The organism is Cronobacter sp. HA18006 (assembly GCF_011605445.1).
Lineage (GTDB): Bacteria > Pseudomonadota > Gammaproteobacteria > Enterobacterales > Enterobacteriaceae > Cronobacter > Cronobacter sakazakii.
Genome location: NZ_JAANQB010000020.1, coordinates 387,785 through 403,878, shown reverse-complemented (window position 1 = coordinate 403,878; position 16,094 = coordinate 387,785). Strand labels below are relative to the sequence as shown.

Sequence of the window (16,094 nt, the reverse complement as noted above, 5' to 3'; positions counted from 1 at the left end):
ACCCAAAAATGGCGGGTCAGGCGTGTTTCGGTGTTAGCGTAACAGCAAAAGATTGTTATGCTTGAAACAGGGCATCATTATCCCCATTAATGAAACAGTAAAAAGTGAACGACTGGCTGATAATCCGTCCGTAAGGTGTTTACCGGCAGGAGCATAGTCATCCTGTACGGTCTCAAGTAGAATCAGTGCAGCAGGTTACTCAGAATATTTATCCAGGAGACGGATATGTCATACAGTGACGAACGTGATCAATTTGCACCCCATATGGCTCTGGTGCCGATGGTTGTTGAACAGACCTCGCGCGGCGAGCGTTCTTACGATATTTTCTCCCGTCTGCTCAAGGAACGTATCATTTTTCTGACCGGCCAGGTCGAAGACCAGATGGCCAACCTGATTGTCGCGCAGATGCTGTTTCTGGAAGCGGAAAACCCAGAGAAAGACATCTATCTTTACATTAACTCGCCGGGTGGGGTAATCACCGCCGGGATGTCTATCTACGACACCATGCAGTTTATTCAGCCGGACGTCAGCACCATTTGTATGGGCCAGGCGGCGTCAATGGGCGCATTCCTGCTGACCGCGGGCACGAAAGGGAAACGTTTCTGCCTGCCCAACTCGCGCGTAATGATCCACCAGCCGCTGGGCGGCTACCAGGGGCAGGCGACGGATATCGAAATCCACGCCCGCGAAATCCTGAAAGTGAAAGCACGCATGAACGAACTGATGGCGCAACATACGGGCCAGCCTCTTGAACAAATCGAGAGAGACACCGAGCGCGACCGTTTCCTCTCTGCAGGTGAAGCAGTAGAGTATGGTCTGGTTGACTCCATCATGACCCACCGTAACTGACGCCCGCCACGCGAGGGCCGCTATACTCATTAAGAGGTGGTCCTCGGTATCCTGGCGGCAGGCGCTGGTATTGGCATGGCGTTGTCGCGTGCGGCACTAAGAACAGAAAAGAGGTTTTGACTCATGACAGATAAGCGCAAAGACAGCTCAGGCAAACTGTTGTACTGCTCTTTTTGCGGCAAAAGCCAGCATGAAGTGCGCAAGCTGATTGCCGGGCCGTCCGTGTATATCTGCGACGAGTGTGTCGATCTGTGTAACGACATTATTCGCGAAGAGATTAAAGAAGTGGCTCCGCACCGTGAACGCAGCGCTCTGCCGACGCCACATGAAATTCGTAGCCATCTTGACGATTACGTTATCGGTCAGGAAAAGGCCAAAAAGGTGCTGGCGGTTGCGGTCTATAACCACTACAAACGTCTGCGCAATGGCGACACGTCTAACGGCGTTGAGCTTGGCAAAAGTAACATTCTGCTGATTGGCCCGACCGGTAGCGGTAAAACGCTGCTCGCCGAAACGCTGGCGCGCCTGCTGGATGTGCCGTTCACCATGGCTGACGCCACCACGCTGACCGAAGCCGGTTACGTGGGCGAGGACGTGGAAAACATCATTCAGAAACTGCTCCAGAAGTGCGACTACGACGTGCAGAAAGCGCAGCGCGGCATCGTGTATATCGATGAGATTGATAAAATCTCCCGGAAATCCGATAACCCGTCTATCACGCGTGACGTTTCCGGCGAAGGCGTTCAGCAGGCGCTGCTGAAGCTTATCGAAGGCACCGTGGCTGCCGTACCGCCGCAGGGCGGTCGCAAGCATCCGCAGCAGGAGTTCTTGCAGGTGGATACCTCCAAGATCCTCTTTATCTGCGGCGGCGCGTTCGCGGGCCTCGATAAAGTTATCGCGAACCGCGTAGAAACCGGCTCCGGCATTGGTTTTGGCGCGACGGTCAAAGGCAAATCGCAGAAAGCGACCGAAGGCGAACTGCTCTCTCAGGTGGAGCCGGAAGATCTTATCAAGTTTGGTCTGATCCCGGAATTCATCGGTCGTCTGCCGGTGGTGGCCACCCTGAACGAGCTGAGCGAAGACGCGCTGATCCAGATCCTGAAAGAGCCGAAAAACGCCCTGACCAAGCAGTATCAGGCGCTGTTCAATCTGGAAGGCGTGGAGCTTGAGTTCCGCGACGAAGCGCTGGAAGCCATCGCGAAGAAAGCGATGTCCCGTAAAACCGGCGCGCGTGGCCTGCGCTCTATCGTAGAAGCGGCGCTGCTTGAGACCATGTACGATCTGCCGTCCATGGAAGAAGTGGAAAAAGTGGTCATCGACGAGTCGGTGATTGCCGGCCAGAGCGAGCCGCTGCTGATTTACGGCAAGCCGGAAGCCCAGCAGGCATCCGGCGAATAATTCGCCCGTTCCGACAATCAGTTAACAATAAATGGGGGAAATATTCCCCCATTTATTTTTCCTGCTTCCGTGCCGTTGAATGTCCGGGAAACATCCCCATATACTGATTTACTTAATTGGTGATGCCGTGAAGTGCGTTCACATGCGCCCCATCACCAGGCGGAAACTAAACTAAGAGAGAGCTCTATGAATCCTGAGCGTTCTGAACGCATTGAAATCCCCGTATTGCCATTGCGCGATGTGGTGGTTTATCCGCACATGGTTATCCCTTTGTTTGTGGGACGGGAAAAGTCTATTCGTTGTCTTGAAGCCGCCATGGATAATGACAAAAAAGTCATGCTGGTGGCGCAGAAAGAAGCCTCAACGGATGAGCCGGGCGTGAACGATCTGTTTACCGTCGGTACCGTGGCGTCTATTTTGCAAATGCTGAAACTGCCGGACGGCACCGTCAAAGTGCTGGTCGAAGGTTTGCAGCGCGCGCGTATTACCACGCTTTCCGACAACGGCGACCATTTCGCGGCGAAAGCGGAATACCTCGAATCGCCGGCTATTGACGAGCGCGAGCAGGAAGTGCTGGTGCGCACCGCGATTAGCCAGTTCGAAGGCTACATCAAGCTGAACAAAAAAATCCCGCCAGAAGTGCTGACGTCGCTTAACAGCATCGACGATCCGGCGCGTCTTGCGGATACCATCGCCGCGCACATGCCGCTGAAGCTCAGCGACAAGCAGTCGGTGCTGGAGATGTCCGACATCAACGAACGTCTGGAATACCTGATGGCGATGATGGAATCGGAAATCGACCTGCTGCAGGTTGAGAAACGCATTCGTAATCGCGTCAAAAAACAGATGGAAAAAAGCCAGCGCGAGTACTATCTGAACGAGCAAATGAAAGCCATTCAGAAAGAGCTCGGCGAAATGGACGACGCGCCGGACGAAAATGAAGCGCTGAAGCGTAAAATCGACGCGGCCAAAATGCCGAAAGAGGCGAAAGAGAAAGCCGAAGCCGAGCTGCAGAAGCTGAAAATGATGTCCCCGATGTCCGCCGAAGCGACCGTGGTGCGCGGTTATATCGACTGGATGGTGCAGGTGCCGTGGAACGCGCGCAGCAAAGTCAAAAAAGACCTGCGTCAGGCCCAGGAGATCCTGGATACCGACCACTACGGCCTTGAGCGCGTCAAAGACCGCATTCTGGAATACCTCGCGGTTCAGAGTCGTGTTAACAAAATCAAAGGGCCGATCCTCTGCCTGGTGGGGCCGCCGGGGGTAGGTAAAACCTCGCTCGGTCAGTCCATCGCCAAAGCGACCGGTCGTAAATATGTCCGTATGGCGCTCGGCGGCGTGCGTGACGAAGCGGAAATCCGCGGTCACCGCCGCACTTACATCGGCTCCATGCCGGGTAAGCTGATTCAGAAAATGGCTAAAGTGGGCGTGAAAAACCCGCTGTTCCTGCTCGATGAGATCGACAAAATGTCGTCTGACATGCGTGGCGATCCGGCTTCCGCCCTGCTGGAAGTGCTCGATCCGGAACAGAACGTGGCCTTTAACGATCACTACCTGGAAGTGGATTACGACTTAAGCGACGTCATGTTCGTCGCGACGTCTAACTCCATGAACATTCCGGCGCCGCTGCTGGATCGTATGGAAGTGATCCGTCTGTCCGGTTACACCGAAGATGAAAAACTCAACATCGCGAAGCGCCACCTGCTACCGAAGCAGATCGAGCGTAACGCTCTGAAAGAGAATGAGATTAACGTCGATGACAGCGCCATTATCGGCATCATCCGTTACTACACTCGCGAAGCGGGCGTGCGTAGCCTTGAGCGTGAAATCTCTAAACTGTGCCGTAAAGCGGTAAAACAGCTGCTGCTGGATAAATCGCTCAAACGCATCGAAATCACCGGTGAAAACCTGAAAGATTTCCTGGGTGTGCAGCGCTTCGACTATGGCCGCGCCGACAGCGAAAACCGCGTAGGGCAGGTAACGGGCCTGGCGTGGACGGAAGTGGGCGGCGATCTGCTGACCATCGAAACCGCGTGCGTGCCGGGCAAAGGCAAACTGACTTACACCGGTTCACTGGGTGAAGTGATGCAGGAATCTATCCAGGCGGCGTTAACGGTCGTTCGCGCGCGTGCTGAGAAGCTTGGCATCAACAGCGACTTCTACGAGAAACGTGATATTCACGTTCACGTGCCGGAAGGTGCCACGCCGAAAGATGGCCCGAGCGCCGGTATCGCGATGTGCACCGCGCTGGTCTCCTGCCTGACCGGCAACCCGGTGCGCGCCGATGTGGCGATGACCGGTGAAATCACGCTGCGTGGTCAGGTGCTGCCGATTGGCGGCCTGAAAGAGAAACTACTGGCGGCGCACCGTGGCGGCATCAAAACCGTGCTGATCCCGGATGAAAACAAACGCGACCTGGAAGAGATTCCGGAGAACGTGATTGCCGATCTGGATATCCACCCGGTTAAGCGCATCGAAGAAGTGCTGACGCTGGCGCTGCAAAACGCGCCGTACGGCATGCAGGTCGCCACCGCAAAATAGTGACCTGACGCAAGCGCGCTGAGAAAAACAGGGCTGGTAAGTGCTTTCGTACTTGCCAGCCTTTTTTTGTATAGCTAATTTAGATTGCCGGTCTGGGGTGCCATCAACAACTCCTGTTGTAAGGGCATGTGAGGACTGTTATAACTGCTGCGCGGTCGCACCCTGAAGGATCCCGGTGCGATATAAAATATAAAGAGAGGAAGAGAAGAGTGAATAAATCTCAACTGATAGACAAAATTGCCGCAGGTGCCGATATTTCTAAAGCAGCGGCTGGACGTGCGTTAGATGCTTTGATTGATTCCGTGACTGAATCTCTGCAGTCCGGGGATGAAGTCGCGCTGGTTGGCTTTGGTACTTTTTCCGTTCGTGAACGCGCTGCCCGCACTGGCCGCAACCCACAGACGGGCAAGGAAATCACCATCGCGGCTGCGAAAGTTCCGGGTTTCCGTGCCGGTAAAGCGCTGAAAGACGCGGTTAACTGATCCTGTGGCTGGCGTCAGCACAGCCAGAGGATAAAAAAACAAGGCGCATCATAAGATGTGCCTTTTTTCTTTCTGGATGAGTAATCTGCGGATATGGGCTGACAACCGCCCCGGTTTCTTGTCACAATACGCCTTTGCGCGCAGCGGCCCAGCGGATGTCGCCATGTTTCTGTGCGAGTTCTACCTGTCATTCTACAGCGGAGTGTTGTTACACCATGATGGACAATTTACGCGCGGCGGCGAATCACGTCGTGCTCAAGATCATTCTGGGTTTGATTATCCTGTCATTCGTACTGACTGGCGTGAGTAACTACCTGATTGGCGGTAACAGCAACTATGCCGCGAAAGTTAACGACCAGGAAATCAGTCGGGCCCAGCTTGAAAACGCGGTCAACATCGAGCGCAACAACCTTGAGAGAAGACTGGGCGACCGTTTCTCTGAGCTCGCGTCCAATGAACAATATATGGCCGAGCTGCGCCAGCGCGCGCTGCAGGGGCTGATTGACGAAGCGCTGATTGATCAATACGCGCGTTCGCTGCATCTCAACATCAGCGATGAGCAGGTGCGCCAGTCGATTTTCAAAAACCCAGCGTTCCAGAGCGACGGTAAATTCGATAACGCGCGCTACAACGCTATTATCACCAGCATGGGCATGAGCGCCGATCAGTACGCGCAGGCGCTGCGTAATCAGCTCACGACTGACCAACTGGTCAGCGCCGTGATGGGCAGCGACTTCATTCTGCCGGGCGAAAGCGATCAATTTGCTGCGCTCTTTGCCCAGCAGCGCCAGGTTCGCACGGCGACCATCGCGGTCGATGCGCTGGCTCAGAAGCAGCAGGTTTCCGAACAGGAAATCAAAGACTACTACCAGCAGCACACCAATAATTTCCAGTCGCCTGAGCAGTTCCGCGTAAGCTACATCAAGCTTGATGCCGCAGCCCTCGCTGAGAACGCCAGCGAAGATGAAATCCAGGCGTACTACGACAAACATCAGGATGAATTTGGTCAGCCGCAGCGCAACCGCTACAGCCTGATCCAGACTAAAACCGAAGATGAAGCGAAAGCCATTCTCGCGCAGCTCAAACAGGGCGCGGATTTCGCAACGCTTGCCAAAGAGAAATCGGTTGATGTCATCACTGCCCGCAACGGCGGCGACATGGGCTGGCTGGAGCCTGGCACCACGCCGGATGAGTTCAAAAACGCCGGTCTGAAAGAGAAAGGCCAGCTTTCTGACGTTATCAAATCCTCCGTGGGCTTCCTGATTGTACGTCTTGACGACATCACGCCAGCCACCGTGAAGCCGCTTTCTGAAGTGCATAACGACATCAGCGCGAAAGTGAAGCAGGAGAAAGCGCTGGACGCCTTCTTCGCACTGCAGCGTAAAGTGAGCGATGCAGCGAACAATGATAACGAATCGCTGGCCAGCGCCGAGAAAGCCGCGGGCGTGAAAGCGGTGGAAACCGGCTGGTTCAGCCGTGACGCGGTGCCTGAGGAAATTAACTTTAAGCCAGTGACTGACGCTGTGTTTGGCGGCAACCTGCTGGGTGAAAACGGCACGCCGGGCAGCAACTCAGACATCATCACCGTTGATGGCGATCGTGCATTCGTGCTGCGTATTACCGATCACAAACCGCAGGCGGAAAAACCGCTGGCAGAGGTGAAAGATCAGGTGACGGCACTGGTGAAACACCAGAAGGCGCTGAAAGCGGCAAATGAAGAAGCGCAAAATCTGCTGAGCGCGCTGAAAGCGGGCAAAGGTGACGAGGCGCTGAAAGCGGCAGGCATTGCTTTCAGCCCGGTGAAAACCTTTGAGCGCACCACGCAGGATACGCTGACGCAGCCGGTGTTCGCTCTGCCGCTGCCAGCCAAAGATAAACCGAGCTATGGCATCGGCAACGACATGCAGGGCAACGTGGTTCTGCTGGCGCTCGATGAAGTGCGTAGCGGCACCATGCCGGACGCTCAGAAGAAAGCGATGGCGCAGCGTCTGACCCAGAACAATGCGGAGATTGCCTTCGACGCGCTGCTGAAAGGCCTGCGTAAAGACGCCAAAATCAAACTTGGCGATGCGGGCGCACCGCCGCAGCAATAACGAGACGTCTCGCACCATTTCTGCAACTCACTGCAAATACCAAAGGCCGCTTTCGCGGCCTTTTCCATTTTTGAAATCTGACATTTGAGCCTGTTTCTCTCTCCGCTTAAGGTGGCGAGGCTGTTAACAAACAAGGAGAACACAGCATGAAACGTGGAATCAAAGCCTTATGTCTCGCCGTCGCGCTGGCTGGCGGCACTTTTTGCACCGCAGCTATCGCGGCACCATCAGCAGGAAAAACCCAGGCGGAGCCGGTAAAAGAAAAAACCGCCGCCACTACGCCACAGGCGAAGCCGGAAACCACGGCGGATGCGCCAGAAGAAACCGTTAGCATTAACACCGCGACGGCGGATGAACTGGCACAGGCGATGAACGGCGTGGGTAAAAAGAAAGCGCAGTCTATCGTCAGCTATCGCGAAGAGTATGGTCCGTTTAAGTCTATTGAGGATTTAAAACAGGTGCCGGGAATGGGGAATTCGCTCGTCGAACGTAATCTTTCCCGGATCCGCCTCTAATCGTTAGTCATCCACGCTTGCAGAGTTGAAAAACTTTGCCAGACTAAAGAGGTCATACCAGTGGTGTAACCTCTGTTTTTATATCACTCTGTATCCCTTACAAAAAGAAAAGGTTCAAGCGCTATGCAGACTCAAATCAAAGTGCGCGGGTATCACATGGATGTTTATCAGCACGTGAACAATGCGCGTTATCTGGAATTTCTTGAAGAAGCCCGCTGGGATGGGCTGGAAAACGATGAAAGCTTTAAATGGATGATGGCGAACAACATCGCGTTTATTGTCGCCAATATCAATATCAACTACCGTCGGCCCGCCGTGCTTGGCGATCTGCTGACTGTGACGAGCCAGGTGAAGCAGCTTAACGGTAAAAGCGGGGTCTTAAGCCAGGTCATTACGCTTGAGCCGGAAGGCGAAGTGGTCGCCGATGCGCTGATCACCTTCGTGTGTATCGATCTGAAAACGCAGAAAGCCTTACCGATTGAGGGCGAGCTGCGTGAAAAACTGGAAAAAATCACAGGGTAAATTCTGCAATAGTGGCGCTTGTGCTGGCAATCATGGATTTATCACCGCACAGGGTGAACAATCCGGTAGATGTTAACAGCCCACAAGCGTCGCGAAAAAACGCCTTCAAAATCAACAGGGCAGCCGTTCTTTAACAAGATGGGTTGTTGTAAAAATGTTGGTAGGATGTGGAAGGCGAAAAAATGCCATTCAGTACAAAGGGTTACTTTTAGTCTGTTCCCCGCGCGAGCGGGGATAAACCGCAATCGAGGAATTAGTGACTAAACAGGCAGCCCTGTTCCCCGCGCGAGCGGGGATAAACCGACATCTTCATCCTAGCCGGTAACTATCTGCAACTGTTCCCCGCGCGAGCGGGGATAAACCGCCAACTCAAACGCCGAGCCGATTCACGTATCTCTGTTCCCCGCGCGAGCGGGGATAAACCGCCTGCCGTTGCGCGCGGGTGGCGGCGCGATACCTGTTCCCCGCGCGAGCGGGGATAAACCGTCGGTTTTTATGCCGTAATAGCGCCACTCTATCTGTTCCCCGCGCGAGCGGGGATAAACCGCGCGTAGACGGTGCGGGGAGGTGTTCAGTTACCTGTTCCCCGCGCGAGCGGGGATAAACCGCATCTACCACCCGGCGCGGTGGTCGTGATTGTCTGTTCCCCGCGCGAGCGGGGATAAACCGGAGTCGGTTCCGCGCTTCAACGCAAGGAAAAACTGTTCCCCGCGCGAGCGGGGATAAACCGAGCTTTACCGCGCTCAAGGATTTCCCGAATGGCTGTTCCCCGCGCGAGCGGGGATAAACCGAATCTCGCGTCTGCATTGTCGCGCCAGTTATCCTGTTCCCCGCGCGAGCGGGGATAAACCGGACTTTGCCACGATACCGAATGCGATCATGTCCTGTTCCCCGCGCGAGCGGGGATAAACCGTATGACATACTATGAGAGCGCAGCGGGCGAGGCTGTTCCCCGCGCGAGCGGGGATAAACCGAATCGACACCTTCTTACCGTCCACCAGCGTATCTGTTCCCCGCGCGAGCGGGGATAAACCGCCTGGAGTCGGGCGAAGTCGCGTTATATACCGCTGTTCCCCGCGCGAGCGGGGATAAACCGCTGCGTTCGTCGTCGAGCTGCAGCACGTTGTTCTGTTCCCCGCGCGAGCGGGGATAAACCGGTTCGCGCAACTCAGCGAGCGGCGGCAGCCGACTGTTCCCCGCGCGAGCGGGGATAAACCGGCAGGCTCAGTGGTCAGAAGCTGAATGGTCGACTGTTCCCCGCGCGAGCGGGGATAAACCGCAGCCAGCGCCGGAAATAAACGTTCATATCGACTGTTCCCCGCGCGAGCGGGGATAAACCGAAACTGACTCTACAACACCTGGATACCTGGGTCTGTTCCCCGCGCGAGCGGGGATAAACCGGACGCTTTGACGGAATGACGGACATGTATGAACTGTTCCCCGCGCGAGCGGGGATAAACCGTGCTGCAAAAAGAATTACTTGGCACCGATGATCTGTTCCCCGCGCGAGCGGGGAGAAACCGATCCGCGGGGAGGAAACACTGACGGTACATACCTGTTCCCCGCGCGAGCGGGGATAAACCGGCCATGAGAGAGACGGCATAGACCTGAATCAGCTGTTCCCCGCGCGAGCGGGGATAAACCGGCTGACGTTCTGCAGCCATGCGCCTACGTGATCTGTTCCCCGCGCGAGCGGGGATAAACCGATCCAGCGTGAGTAATATATAGCTATGTTATTCTGTTCCCCGCGCGAGCGGGGATAAACCTGAAACGGCGGTTACCCTGCCGGGAACGTGGCGCTGTTCCCCGCGCGAGCGGGGATAAACCGCAGTCTCTGGCAACCTCCCAGCATTCGCTACTCTGTTCCCCGCGCGAGCGGGGATAAACCGCGGTCCATTTTCTTACCAAAACCGTATGTTTTCTGTTCCCCGCGCGAGCGGGGATAAACCGCAATTCTCCCGCCGCGGGTATACCGCGGCAAACTGTTCCCCGCGCGAGCGGGGATAAACCGCTGGTCAGCGTAAACGCCGCAAATACGACAAACTGTTCCCCGCGCGAGCGGGGATAAACCGTAGGGAATCAGCGCCAGCATTTTGCGCTTGTCCTGTTCCCCGCGCGAGCGGGGATAAACCGAAGTGATAACAGTGCTATTGCCGTTTTTTGAACTGTTCCCCGCGCGAGCGGGGATAAACCGGCTAGCCAGGTCGTTGCCAGCTTCATGCCCTCCTGTTCCCCGCGCGAGCGGGGATAAACCGACAACTGGCAACTGGTGGATATCGAGACCACTCTGTTCCCCGCGCGAGCGGGGATAAACCGTGCGTGCCACGGGTAAGGAATACGCCAGCTTTCTGTTCCCCGCGCGAGCGGGGATAAACCGGGGTGGCATTTAACCCCAAATACCCGCCGCCACTATTCCCCGCGCGAGCGGGGATAAACCGGCAGATCCAGGTAACGTTGCGCTGGCGCTGGTCTGTTCCCCGCGCGAGCGGGGATAAACCGAATGCGATCATCGATATCGGGCAGGCTGTCATCTGTTCCCCGCGCGAGCGGGGATAAACCGGTGTGAGACTTTTGCGCCGCCTAACTTGATCGCTGTTCCCCGCGCGAGCGGGGATAAACCGCAGGAGATCGCCAAATCAACGCCCAGCCAGACCTGTTCCCCGCGCGAGCGGGGATAAACCGCCGCGGCGGTATTCCCTGCAGGCCTGGTTATTCTGTTCCCCGCGCGAGCGGGGATAAACCGGCCATCGGACGCTTCTGCCAATCTTAACAGGACTGTTCCCCGCGCGAGCGGGGATAAACCGGCGCGACGTATCGCACCGTTGCGCAGGATACCCTGTTCCCCGCGCGAGCGGGGATAAACCGGTTATCATCTGAATGCCTAAAATTGAGGAATTCCGTTCCCCGCGCGAGCGGGGATAAACCGGCGGTTGCACTCCACCGCGAAACCCTCGAACCCTGTTCCCCGCGCGAGCGGGGATAAACCGTTTTCGAAATTGAGCATATTTAACCTATGATTCTGTTCCCTGCACGAGCGGGGATAAACCGATTTTCGAGCAAAGAGGCAACAGGTCTTCATCCTGTTCCCCGCACGAGCGGGGATAAACCGATCGCCAGTATTTTCAACGTGCCGGCGCACATCCGTTCCCCGCGCGAGCGGGGATAAACCGAACGCTCGCAGCAGGTACGCTGCAGCAACCAGCCCGTTCCCCGCGTGAGCGGGGATAAACCGAACGCTCGCAGCAGGTACGCTGCAGCAACCAGCCCGTTCCCCGCGCGAGCGGGGATAAACCGAACGCTGACCTGGCGAACACGCTGCAAAATCTCCGTGCCCCGCCAGCCGTAATAAACCGCCCAAGCTCTTCGCGCCTGTCAATCACCGCCCCCTTTCCCGCCACAATCTTCAGCAACGTTTATACTTCAAAGCCCTTATTAAATTTTGAACACTGCGCAACGAAGGAGAGGCTATGCGAGTACACCATCTCAACTGCGGTTGTATGTGTCCTTTGGGCGGCGCGCTGTACGATGGCTTCAGTAAAGGGCTGCATGCGCACCTCATCTGCCACTGCCTGCTGATTGAAACCGACCATCACGGGCTGGTGCTGGTGGATACCGGCTTTGGCTGTGACGATATGCGCCATCCGCGCCGCCGTTTACCACTCTTTTTCCGGGCGCTGAATAATATCCAGTACCGGGAATCATTAACGGCGCTGCACCATATTAAAGCGCTCGGCTTTAAGCCGGAGGACGTCCGACACATTGTGCTGACGCATCTGGATTTCGATCATGCGGGTGGGCTGAGCGATTTCCCGCAGGCGCAGGTGCATCTGATGCAGCGTGAAATGACGGCTGCAGAAGGGCGCGGCATGTGGCTTGACAGCGCGCGCTATCGTCCGGGGCAATGGGGAAATCGTTCCGGCTGGCATGGCTATCATCCGCATGGCGAGGCGTGGTTTGGTTTCAGCGCGGTGCGCGCGCTCGATGGTTTGCCGCCAGAAATTCTGTTGATCCCGCTACCGGGGCATACGGAAGGGCACGCAGGTGTGGCGATTGATACGCCGCAGGGCTGGTTACTGCACGGCGGTGATGCGTGGTTCTATCGCGATGAAATGGCGGCAGACCCGCACTGTACGCCGGGCCTGCGCTTTTATCAGTGGATGATGCAAAAAGATAAAGCCGCGAGGCTTGCGAACCAGAAGCGCCTTCGGCTTCTGGCCGCTGACGCCAGCGCGGGCGTGACGCTGTTTTGCAGCCACGACGCCCGCGAATTTGAACGCCTGAGCGGGAAAAACCTGGCTATTTAAGCCCGGTTTTCTGTTTCATGGCCGCCATGATGGCAGGCTTATCGGCCTCATACTGGCTAAGGCCGTTGGCGCGCAGGTGGCAGGCCGCGCATTCGCCGCAGCCATCGCCCTGAATACCGTTATAGCAGGTCAGGGTCTGGCGGCGGATGACATCAAGCTTGCCCCAGTAATCGGCGAGCGCCCAGGTTTCGGCTTTGTTAAGCCACATCAGCGGCGTTTCAAAACGCACGTCGCGCGCCATGCCGAGCGCGACGGCATGATTCAGCGCTTTGACAAATTCATCGCGGCAATCCGGATAGCCGGAGAAATCGGTCTCGCACACGCCGGTAATCACCGCCTCCGCCTGCACCTGATACGCGTAAATCGAGGCCAGCGTCAGGAAGAGAATATTGCGGCCAGGCACGAAAGTGCTCGGCAAGCCTTCGGCGTCAGGATCGTAATCCGGCACCGGGATGCTGTCGCGCGTCAGGCTGCTGACCGCGAGTTCGTTAAGCAGCGTCACATCCAGCACTTTATGCGCCCGTGCGCCCAGCGATGCGGCAAGGGCGCTGGCGACATCAATCTCCGCGCGATGACGCTGGCCGTAATCGAACGTGACGCAATGCACTTCATCATATTGATGTAACGCCTGAATCAGGCAGGTGGTGGAGTCCTGGCCTCCGCTGAAGACCACAACGGCACGTTTCATAAAGCCCCTGTCATTGAGTAGCAAAACCGTTATGGTAGCGCCGCACCGTCGCGTCCACCAGCTTCTTGCGGCGGCGGCAGCCACGCGCGGCTAAAATCAAACCAGCCGAGCGCGTTCAGTTCGATGCCGTTCACGCCCGGCGGCGCGCTTATCTGGTAGCGATAATTAAAGAGCGGAATGATAACGGCGTCGTGCATCAGCGTCTGCCATACTTCGCGCAGCGCCGCGTGACGGCTCTGTTCATCAGGGTGGCTTTGCACCGCGTCAAGAGTGGCTTCCAGATGCGCCCGCTGTGGGCCTGTTAACAGATGCCGCCAGAGCGGATCGCAGCGCAGCCACTGCTCCAGCGTATATTCCGGCGCTTCGCCAATCAGCCTGTCACCCATGACGATATCCGCCTGCGCCAGTTGCGTACAGCCGTCCCAGTTTTTCGCGTTATGAAAATGCAGCGTGAGCGTGCATCCACGCTGTGCCAGCTCATGTTGAAGCTGGCGTGCCATTACCGGCAGTTCCACCGGCAGATGATAGACCAGCGTCAGCGATGGCGGCAGCGGTGGCGGAGGCTCGTCGGGCCATTGCGGCAGATGCCAGCCCGGCAGCAGCTCACTGCTTGGCGTAATCAGATGCTCATCAAGCGGCAGGGAATCTATCATGCCGCTGCGGTGAACCCGTTGCATCAGCCAGCGCGCCTGCGCGTGTGAGAGCCGTCCGTTTTGCCGGATGCCGAGATAACAGAACCCGAGGCTGATGCTGTTGCTGACGGGGCGCAGATGCACGAGCTCTTCCTGCTGCCCGATGGCTATCTGTACCGGGTGCCGACAGCTGGTGCCGAGCGCGCTGTCGAAGAGTCCGGGCGTTATCCAGTATTCAATCGCGTTCAGCAACGGATGCCCGAGATGACAGCGATCGTGGTTTTCGATGCGCACCAGCTCAGGCGTAAACGTGGCGAGCCGGAACGGCCCGCTGCCGATGGTCGTATCTTCCGGGTGCGCCAGATAACAGCCGTGGCTGGCAAGACGCCATGCGAGCCAGTGATCCGGGCGCGTGAGTTCAAAACGCAGGCAGTGTTTGTGCTCCACCGTAATCTCGCTGACGCTCGCGAACAGCTGGCGCAGCGTCTCCAGCTCAAGCAGGTGTTGCAGCCGCTGGCGGAGTTGCCAGGCGTCTATTGACTCGTGATTGTGCCAGTGCAGGGTAGGGCGCAGATAAAACCACCAGCTGAGCCCGTCCGGCGAAACGCGCCAGTGGTGGGCTAAATCGCCTTCCGGGCGCGCGGTGTCGGGGTTAAAACGCGTCAGGCCGCTGAAAATCTGGCGGGCGAGATGCTGCTCGGCGCGGCCGGGCAAAAAGCCAGGCTTTAGCGTCTCCAGCGGGCGGTAGTAGGGAATGCGCAGCGTCGGCGTGTCGTTATGCCACTGGCCGCCCAGAAACGGATGCAGTAACTGGCGCAGTTGCCCGGACGCCAGTTGTGCGAGCGCCAGCGCATTATGCGTCTGCCCCTGGCTTAACACCGTTTCCATCATGCTGGCGCGCACGGTGTGCGGCGATACCAGAAAGATCAGCTCGCCCCGCTTGCCGCGTCCCGACTGCGCGCGCCAGCGCAGCCAGCCGTGCTGTTCAAGCTGGCGAAGCAGCGTGCGCATGTGGCGTTCACTGCAAAAACAACGCGCGGCGAGCTCGCTGATGGTCACGGCCTGCGGCGCGCCCTCAGAAGGCTGCCACAAACGCTGAAATTGATTAAGTCGGTTCAGAAGGCGCATATAAACCCGGAACGATTTTTCCTAACTCTTCACTATTAGTTCCGTATATGCCAGGCAATACTGCAAGTCAACCGACAGAGGGAGACGAACCATGGCGCGACTGGCTGCTTTTGATATGGATGGCACGCTGCTGATGCCTGACCATCAGCTTGGTGAAGCCACACAGATGGCGCTGCACCGTTTGCATCAGCGCGGCGTGACGCTGGCGTTTGCAACCGGTCGCCATTTGCTGGAAATGCGGCAGATGTTGCAAAAAATCGCGCTGGAGGCGTTCCTCATTACCGGCAACGGTACGCGTATTCATGCGCCGTCGGGCGAGCTGCTGTTCGCAGAAGATTTATCGCCGCAGGTCGCGGAAGCGGTGCTGCATGGCCACTGGGATACATCAGCCAGCCTGCACGTGTTTAACGACAGCGGCTGGCTGACGGATAACGACGATCCGGCGCTGCTGGATGCGCACGCCTGGAGCGGGTTTCGCTATCAGCTCACCGATCTGAAGCGGCTTCCCGCCCATCAGGTAACGAAAATCTGCTTTGTCGCCGATCACGACGCGCTCTGTGAGCTGCGCGTTAAGCTTTCTCAGGCGCTTGGTTCGCAGGCGCATATTTGCTTTTCCGCGCTCGACTGTCTGGAGGTGCTGCCGCCGGGGTGTAATAAAGGCGCGGCGCTGCAGGCGTTGAGCCAGCATCTGGGCATTACGATGGCGGATTGTATGGCGTTTGGTGACGCCATGAACGACCGCGAAATGTTATCGCTGGCAGGGAAGGGGCTGATTATGGGCAACGCGATGCCGCAGCTTCTGGCAGAGCTCCCGCATCTGCCAGTGATCGGGCACTGCAGCAGACAGGCGGTCGCCCACTATTTGACGCATTGGCTGGACCATCCACACCTTGATTATTCCCCCGAATGATGAGGCATTCCAGCAAGCCGGGGTAACCCCCG

The 16,094-nt window shown here is 57.1% G+C and carries 11 protein-coding genes and 1 CRISPR repeat array; of the genes, 9 read left to right on the top strand and 2 right to left on the bottom strand.

Annotated elements, in window-relative coordinates; genetic code table 11:
• Positions 1-225: 225 nt before the first annotated feature.
• From clpP to G9X48_RS10935, 8 genes are all read left to right on the top strand, one after another.
• Complete coding sequence (clpP, locus tag G9X48_RS10970; RefSeq protein ID WP_004387730.1) at positions 226-849, top strand: ATP-dependent Clp endopeptidase proteolytic subunit ClpP; 624 nt, start codon at positions 226-228, stop codon at positions 847-849.
• Between the two features lie 123 nt (positions 850-972).
• Positions 973-2,247 carry an ATP-dependent protease ATP-binding subunit ClpX gene (gene clpX / locus G9X48_RS10965; protein WP_004387729.1) on the top strand — a complete coding sequence of 425 codons (1,275 nt, stop codon included), beginning with the start codon at positions 973-975 and terminating at the stop codon, positions 2,245-2,247.
• A gap of 186 nt (positions 2,248-2,433) precedes the next feature.
• On the top strand, positions 2,434-4,788 hold the full coding sequence (lon, locus tag G9X48_RS10960; protein ID WP_004387728.1) for an endopeptidase La: 2,355 nt from the start codon (positions 2,434-2,436) through the stop codon (positions 4,786-4,788).
• Positions 4,789-4,997: 209 nt separating this feature from the next.
• Positions 4,998-5,270 carry a nucleoid-associated protein HU-beta gene (hupB, locus tag G9X48_RS10955; protein WP_004387727.1) on the top strand — a complete coding sequence of 91 codons (273 nt, stop codon included), beginning with the start codon at positions 4,998-5,000 and terminating at the stop codon, positions 5,268-5,270.
• Positions 5,271-5,485: 215 nt separating this feature from the next.
• On the top strand, positions 5,486-7,363 hold the full coding sequence (ppiD, locus tag G9X48_RS10950) for a peptidylprolyl isomerase (protein WP_014729438.1): 1,878 nt from the start codon (positions 5,486-5,488) through the stop codon (positions 7,361-7,363).
• A gap of 146 nt (positions 7,364-7,509) precedes the next feature.
• Positions 7,510-7,878, top strand: coding sequence for a helix-hairpin-helix domain-containing protein (locus tag G9X48_RS10945; protein WP_004387725.1), 369 nt, complete (start codon positions 7,510-7,512; stop codon positions 7,876-7,878).
• 123 nt (positions 7,879-8,001) lie between these two features.
• The gene (locus G9X48_RS10940; protein WP_007902862.1) at positions 8,002-8,400 is read left to right on the top strand and encodes a YbgC/FadM family acyl-CoA thioesterase; all 399 of its coding nucleotides are present in this window, start codon (positions 8,002-8,004) and stop codon (positions 8,398-8,400) included.
• Positions 8,401-8,613: 213 nt separating this feature from the next.
• A CRISPR array of direct repeats spans positions 8,614-11,753; the repeat unit is 29 nt; unit sequence CTGTTCCCCGCGCGAGCGGGGATAAACCG.
• Positions 11,754-11,867: 114 nt separating this feature from the next.
• Complete coding sequence (locus G9X48_RS10935) at positions 11,868-12,704, top strand: MBL fold metallo-hydrolase (RefSeq protein WP_165770544.1); 837 nt, start codon at positions 11,868-11,870, stop codon at positions 12,702-12,704.
• Here the strand turns inward: G9X48_RS10935 and queC are convergent.
• Entirely contained in the window at positions 12,697-13,392 is a 696-nt protein-coding gene (gene queC, locus G9X48_RS10930; RefSeq protein ID WP_032989188.1) for a 7-cyano-7-deazaguanine synthase QueC, read from the bottom strand. The two genes, G9X48_RS10935 and queC, sit on opposite strands and share 8 nt — an antisense overlap.
• A 29-nt stretch (positions 13,393-13,421) precedes the next feature.
• Entirely contained in the window at positions 13,422-15,152 is a 1,731-nt protein-coding gene (locus G9X48_RS10925; protein ID WP_097640864.1) for an SgrR family transcriptional regulator, read from the bottom strand.
• Positions 15,153-15,243: 91 nt separating this feature from the next.
• Between G9X48_RS10925 and cof the strand changes: the two genes are divergently transcribed.
• Positions 15,244-16,062: an HMP-PP phosphatase gene (cof, locus tag G9X48_RS10920; RefSeq protein ID WP_007865237.1), complete on the top strand. Its 819-nt coding sequence runs from the start codon at positions 15,244-15,246 to the stop codon at positions 16,060-16,062.
• Positions 16,063-16,094: the final 32 nt, after the last annotated feature.